At 63.0% G+C, this 6,314-nt stretch carries 7 protein-coding genes; all 7 read left to right on the top strand.

Annotation, left to right across the window (positions count from 1 at the left end; translation table 11 throughout):
• The coding region (gene bamA / locus F3J44_RS28700; protein ID WP_167277853.1) for an outer membrane protein assembly factor BamA at nucleotides 1-1,408 on the top strand (1,408 nt) is incomplete at its 5' end.
• Between the two features lie 44 nt (nucleotides 1,409-1,452).
• Nucleotides 1,453-1,956 carry an OmpH family outer membrane protein gene (locus F3J44_RS28695; protein ID WP_167069119.1) on the top strand — a complete coding sequence of 168 codons (504 nt, stop codon included), beginning with the start codon at nucleotides 1,453-1,455 and terminating at the stop codon, nucleotides 1,954-1,956.
• A 1-nt stretch (nucleotide 1,957) separates the two neighbouring features.
• A complete protein-coding gene (lpxD, locus tag F3J44_RS28690) occupies nucleotides 1,958-3,013 on the top strand; it encodes a UDP-3-O-(3-hydroxymyristoyl)glucosamine N-acyltransferase (RefSeq protein ID WP_167069116.1) in 1,056 nt (351 codons plus the stop codon).
• Nucleotides 3,014-3,126: 113 nt separating this feature from the next.
• Entirely contained in the window at nucleotides 3,127-3,567 is a 441-nt protein-coding gene (gene fabZ / locus F3J44_RS28685; protein WP_060480150.1) for a 3-hydroxyacyl-ACP dehydratase FabZ, read from the top strand.
• Nucleotides 3,564-4,340, top strand: a complete 777-nt coding sequence (gene lpxA, locus F3J44_RS28680) for an acyl-ACP--UDP-N-acetylglucosamine O-acyltransferase (RefSeq protein ID WP_167069112.1) — start codon at nucleotides 3,564-3,566, stop codon at nucleotides 4,338-4,340. The genes fabZ and lpxA overlap by 4 nt, the downstream gene beginning before the upstream one ends.
• Nucleotide 4,341: 1 nt before the next feature.
• Nucleotides 4,342-5,469 (top strand): lipid-A-disaccharide synthase, encoded by a 1,128-nt coding sequence (lpxB, locus tag F3J44_RS28675; RefSeq protein ID WP_167069109.1) that lies wholly within the window; start codon nucleotides 4,342-4,344, stop codon nucleotides 5,467-5,469.
• Between the two features lies 1 nt (nucleotide 5,470).
• The gene (gene rnhB / locus F3J44_RS28670) at nucleotides 5,471-6,094 is read left to right on the top strand and encodes a ribonuclease HII (RefSeq protein ID WP_167069106.1); all 624 of its coding nucleotides are present in this window, start codon (nucleotides 5,471-5,473) and stop codon (nucleotides 6,092-6,094) included.
• Nucleotides 6,095-6,314: the final 220 nt, after the last annotated feature.

Raw genomic sequence — 6,314 nt, 5'->3', positions numbered from 1 at the left:
CAACGTCAACGGCGTGCCACAGCCGAACGACCAGGACCACACCGTCGACATCATGTTCGTGGTCGACCCGGGCAAGCGTGCCTACGTCAACCGCATCAACTACCGCGGCAACACCAAGACCGAAGACGAAGTGCTGCGCCGCGAAATGCGCCAGATGGAAGGTGGCTGGGCTTCGACCTACCTGATCGACCAGTCCAAGACCCGCCTGGAGCGCCTGGGCTTCTTCAAGGAAGTCAACGTCGAAACCCCGCCGGTGCCAGGCACCGACGACCAGGTCGACGTGAACTACAGCGTCGAGGAGCAAGCCTCCGGTTCGATCACCGCCAGCGTCGGTTTCGCCCAGAGCGCGGGCCTGATCCTGGGTGGCTCGATCAGCCAGAGCAACTTCCTCGGTACCGGTAACAAGGTGTCCATCGGCCTGACCCGTTCGGAATACCAGACCCGCTACAACTTCGGCTTCGTTGACCCCTACTTCACTGCCGACGGCGTGAGCCTGGGCTACAACGCCTTCTACCGCAGCACCAACTACGACGACCTCGACGTCGACGTGGCGAGCTATGCGGTGGACAGCCTGGGTGCCGGTGTCAGCCTTGGCTACCCGATCAGCGAAACCTCGCGCCTGACCTATGGCTTGAGCGTTCAGCAGGACAAGATCAAGACCGGTAAGTACACCGTCAACGAGATTTTCGATTTCCTTGATAAGGAAGGCGACAACTTCCTGAACTTCAAGGCGTCGATCGGTTGGTCCGAATCGACCTTGAACAAGGGCGTGCTGGCAACGCGCGGTCACTCGCAAAGCCTGACCCTCGAATCGACCATTCCGGGAAGCGACCTGTCATTCTTCAAGGTCGACTACCGGGGCCAGTTGTTCAAGCCAATTACCAATGACTACACCCTGCGCCTGCACACTGAACTGGGCTATGGTGATGGCTACGGAAGCACCTCCGGTCTGCCGTTCTACGAGAACTACTACGCCGGTGGCTTCAACTCCGTGCGTGGCTTCAAGGACAGCAGCCTCGGTCCGCGCAGTACACCTAGCGTCGCAGAAGGCCAACCAGGCCACAGACCAGGTACCATTGCTGACCCGGACCAAGATCCGCTGCCATTCGGTGGCAACGTGCTGGTCCAAGGTGGCGTCGAGTTGCTGTTCCCGCTGCCGTTCGTCAAGGACCAGCGCTCGCTGCGCACCTCGGTCTTCTGGGACGTGGGTAACGTGTTCGACACCAATTGCGGCAGCAAGCCGGATTGCGAGAAGGTCGGCTTCTCGGGCATGGCCAGTTCGGTCGGCCTGGGCGTCACCTGGATCACGGCCCTGGGCCCGTTGAGCTTCAGCCTGGCAATGCCGGTGAAGAAGCCGGACGATGCCGATACTCAGGTGTTCCAATTCTCTCTGGGCCAGACCTTCTAAGGTCGGCCCCTGCTTAACGACAACGGTTTATCCAGGAGTGCATCGTGCGTAAATTGGCTCAACTGGCCGTAGTGGCCGCGGCGCTGGTCGCCACCCCGGCGTTCGCCGAAATGAAGGTAGCCGTTCTGAACTATCAGATGGCCCTGCTCGAATCCGACGCGGCCAAGAAGTACGCCGTGGATGCCGAGAAGAAGTTCGGCCCGCAGCTGACCAAGCTCAAAGGCCTGGAAAGCAGTGCCAAGGGCATCCAGGATCGCCTGATCAAGGGCGGTGACAAGATGGCTCAGCCGGAGCGTGAGCGCCTGGAGCTCGAGTTCAAGCAGAAAGCCCGTGACTTCCAGTTCCAGTCCAAGGAGCTGAACGAAGCCAAGGCCGTTGCCGATCGCGACATGCTCAAGCAACTGAAGCCTAAGCTGGACGGCGCCGTCGAGGAAGTGATCAAGAAAGGCGGTTACGACCTGGTACTCGAGCGTGGTGCGGTCATCGATGTCAAACCTCAGTACGACATCACCCGCCAAGTCATCGAGCGCATGAACCAAGCCCGTTGATATGACCCTGACCATGACGCTCGGCCAGTTGGCCGAGGCCCTCGGGGCTACCCTTCAGGGCCCCGAGGCGCTGCAGATTACCGGGCTGGCCACCTTGCAGGAGGCCGGCCCCGGTCAATTGAGCTTTCTCGCCAACCCGCAGTACCGCAAATACCTGGACAACTGCCAGGCTGCCGCGGTGCTGCTCAAGGCTGCGGACGCCGAAGGCTTCACCGGCAACGCCCTGATCGTGGCGGACCCGTACCTGGCCTACGCGCGTATCTCCCACCTGTTCGACCCCAAACCCAAGGCTGTGGCGGGTATTCATCCCAGCGCCGTGGTGGCTGAGGACGCCCAGGTGGACGCCAGTGCCTGCATCGGCCCGTTCGCGGTGATCGAGAGCGGCGCGCGCATCGGCGCCAACGTCAGCATCGGCGCGCACTGCGTGGTCGGTGCCCGTAGCGTGGTGGGCGAGGGTGGTTGGCTGGCACCGCGCGTCACGTTGTACCACGACGTGACCATCGGCAAGCGTGTGGTCATTCAGTCGGGCGCCGTGATCGGCGGCGAGGGCTTCGGCTTCGCCAACGAGAAGGGCGTGTGGCGCAAGATCGCCCAGATCGGCGGTGTCACCATCGGTGATGACGTGGAAATCGGCGTGAACACGGCCGTTGACCGTGGCGCGCTGTCCGACACCCGGATCGGCGACGGGGTCAAGCTCGATAACCAGATCCAGATCGCCCACAACGTGCAGATCGGTGACCACACGGCCATGGCGGCCTGTGTCGGCATTTCCGGCAGCACGCGCATCGGCAAGCATTGCATGCTCGCTGGCGGTGTTGGCCTGGTGGGGCATATCGATATCTGCGATAACGTATTCATCTCCGGCATGACCATGGTGACCCGTTCGATCACCGAACCCGGTTCCTATTCATCCGGTACGGCCATGCAGCCTTTGGCTGACTGGCGCAAGAGCGCTGCGCGTATCCGCCAGCTGGATGACATGGCCAAGCGTCTCCAGCAGCTGGAAAAACGTGTCGATACCGTGACCTCAGGTGGCCAGCCGGCATCAGAAGGCTGATACCATTTCCTGAGCAAGAGTGAACAGTCGCTAGCTGGCTCCTCTTTGGATTGCAAAAGGAGCGTGCGGTCAGCCCCTGCGCTCCCTATTCTTATTACAGGCTTCCCCCCGAAATGATGGACATCAACGAGATTCGCGAATACCTGCCTCACCGTTACCCGTTCCTGCTGGTGGATCGCGTGACGGATCTGGACTTCGAGGCCCAGAGCATTCGTGCCTACAAGAATGTCAGCATCAACGAACCGTTCTTCAATGGCCACTTCCCGGCGCACCCGATCATGCCGGGCGTGCTGATTATCGAGGCCATGGCCCAGGCCGCCGGCATCCTCGGCTTCAAGATGCTCGATGCCAAGCCGGCCGACGGCACCCTGTACTACTTCGTCGGCTCCGACAAGCTGCGCTTCCGCCAGCCTGTGCTGCCGGGCGACCAGCTGGTACTGGAAGCCAAGTTCCTCAGCCGCAAAAGCATGATCTGGAAATTCGAGTGCCGTGCCCTGGTTGACGGCAAGGCGGTCTGCTCGGCCGAAATCACCTGCGCGGAACGCTCCCTGTGAGTTCGATTGACCCACGGGCGATCATCGACCCCTCGGCCAAGCTGGCCGCCGGCGTCGAAGTCGGCCCGTGGTCGATTGTCGGCCCCGATGTCGAAATCGGCGAGGGCACGGTCATCGGCCCACACGTGGTACTCAAGGGCCCGACGCGGATTGGCAAGCACAACCGTATCTACCAGTTTTCCTCGATTGGCGAAGACACCCCGGACCTCAAGTACAAGGGTGAGCCGACGCGCCTGGTGATCGGGGATCACAACGTGATCCGCGAGGGTGTGACCATCCACCGCGGCACCATCCAGGACCGCTCGGAAACCACCCTGGGCGACCATAACCTGATCATGGCCTATGCCCACATCGGCCACGACAGCGTTATCGGCAACCACTGCATCCTGGTCAACAACACCGCGTTGGCCGGGCACGTGCACGTGGGTGACTGGGCGATCCTGTCTGGCTTCACCCTGGTGCACCAGTACTGCCACATCGGCGCGCACGCTTTCTCGGGCATGGGCACGGCCATTGGCAAGGACGTTCCGGCGTTCGTCACGGTGTTCGGCAGCCCTGCCGAGGCCCGCAGCATGAACTTCGAAGGCATGCGCCGCCGTGGCTTCAGCGACGAAGTGATCCGCGAGCTGCGCCGTTCCTACAAGATCGTCTACCGCCAGGGCCTGACCGTGGAAGAAGCGATCAAGGAGCTCGACGAGCTGGCCAGCAAGCACCCAGAGGTCGAGCTGTTCCGCCAGTCGATCGCGAATTCCGCCCGCGGCATCACCCGCTGACATGGCGCAGCTTTGCGTAGCCCTGGTCGCGGGTGAGGCCAGCGGCGATATTCTCGGTTCCGGCCTGATGCGCGCCCTCAAGGCGCGCCATCCCGACGTGCGTTTTATCGGTGTCGGCGGCCCGTTGATGGAAGCCGAAGGCCTGCAGTCGTATTTCCCCATGGAACGCCTGGCGGTCATGGGCCTGGTCGAAGTGCTGGGGCGCCTGCGTGAACTGCTCAAGCGGCGCAAGCTGCTGATCCAGACGCTGATCGCCGAGCGGCCAGATGTGTTCATCGGCATCGACGCCCCGGATTTCACCCTCAACATCGAATTGAAACTGCGCCAGGCGGGCATCAAAACCGTGCATTACGTCAGCCCGTCGGTCTGGGCCTGGCGGCAGAAGCGTGTGCTGAAGATCCGCGAAGGCTGCGACCTGATGCTGACCCTGCTGCCGTTTGAGGCGCGCTTCTATGAAGAACAGGGCGTGCCCGTGCGGTTCGTTGGCCACCCGCTGGCCGATACCATCCCGTTATCCGCCGACCGCCAGGCGGCGCGCAGTGCCTTGGGCCTGGGCGAGGGGCCGGTAGTGGCGCTGATGCCGGGTAGCCGCGGTGGCGAGGTTGGGCGCCTGGGTGCGCTGTTCCTCGATACGGCTCAACAGTTACGCGAGCGGGTGCCGGGCGTACGGTTCGTGCTGCCCTGCGCCAACCCGGCGCGCCGTGCCCAGGTCGAGCAGATGCTCGAAGGCCGCGACCTGCCGTTGACCTTGCTCGATGGCCAGTCGCACCAGGCCCTGGCCGCCTGCGACGCGGTGCTGATCGCCTCGGGCACCGCCACCTTGGAAGCGCTGTTGTACAAGCGCCCGATGGTGGTGGCTTACCGCCTGGCACCGCTGACCTACTGGATTCTCAAGCGCCTGGTCAAAAGCCCCTACGTGTCGTTACCCAACCTGCTGGCCCAGCGCGAGCTGGTACCGGAGCTGCTGCAGGACGCCGCCACCAGCGAAGCCCTGGCCCAGGCCCTGGCACCGCTGGTGCAGGACGGCAGCCAGCAGACCGAACGCTTCGACGAAATTCACCGCAGCCTGCGCCGCGACGCCTCCAACCAGGCGGCCGACGCGGTACTGGCCTTGCTCAAGGACCGCTGACATGCAGATTGGACTGGACTTCAACCTGGTCGAAGACCTGGTCGCCGGTGTCGATGAAGTCGGCCGTGGGCCGCTGTGCGGCGCGGTCGTCACCGCCGCGGTGATTCTCGACCCGGCACGGCCGATCCTGGGCCTGAACGATTCGAAAAAGCTTACCGAGGCCAAGCGCGAAGCGCTGTTCGATGAGATTTGCGAAAAAGCCCTGAGTTTTTGCATCGCCCGCGCCGAGGTCGAGGAAATCGACCGGCTGAATATCCTGCAGGCCACCATGTTGGCCATGCAGCGCGCGGTGGAAGGGTTGCACGTGACCCCGAAACTGGCGCTGATCGACGGCAACCGCTGCCCGAAACTGGCGGTGCCGGCAGCGCCGGTGGTCAAGGGCGACAGCCAGGTGCCGGCGATTGCAGCGGCGTCGATTCTGGCCAAGGTCACCCGTGACCGGGAGATGAGCGCCTTCGAGCTGATCTACCCGGGCTACGGCATCGGTGGGCACAAGGGCTACCCGACGCCGGTGCACCTCGAAGCCCTCGCGCGCCTCGGGCCAACGCCCATTCATCGGCGTTCCTTCGCACCCGTGCGTGCGGCCTGGGAAGCCCGCCTGGGCATTACCGATTCCCTGATCTGATCGCCCCAGTGGAACAAATCGTAACTATTTGATTTGAGGGTGACGCTGTAGGAGCGGGCTTGACCCGCGAAACAGGCGCCGCGGTGGATGGCTCCGGCTGTGCCGGTGTTCGCGGGGCAAGCCCGCTCCTACAGGCAATGTTCCTTGCGCGACAGCGCAGCCCCAAAAAACCAGCCTAATTACGCTACAATCCCGCCCTTGTCGTTCAGCACTGCTACAG

Origin of the sequence: Pantoea sp. Tr-811 (assembly GCF_011752535.1) — a bacterium.
GTDB lineage: Bacteria > Pseudomonadota > Gammaproteobacteria > Pseudomonadales > Pseudomonadaceae > Aquipseudomonas.
This window is presented reverse-complemented; position numbering and strand designations above follow the sequence as displayed.

What these genes read in the sequence shown, in the direction of transcription:
- lpxD (WP_167069116.1), top strand. Translation starts at nt 1,958, where the DNA reads ATGACCCTGACCATGACGCTCGGCCAGTTGGCCGAGGCCCTCGGGGCT.
- fabZ (WP_060480150.1), top strand. Translation starts at nt 3,127, where the DNA reads ATGATGGACATCAACGAGATTCGCGAATACCTGCCTCACCGTTACCCG.
- rnhB (WP_167069106.1), top strand. Translation starts at nt 5,471, where the DNA reads ATGCAGATTGGACTGGACTTCAACCTGGTCGAAGACCTGGTCGCCGGT.
- lpxB (WP_167069109.1), top strand. Translation starts at nt 4,342, where the DNA reads ATGGCGCAGCTTTGCGTAGCCCTGGTCGCGGGTGAGGCCAGCGGCGAT.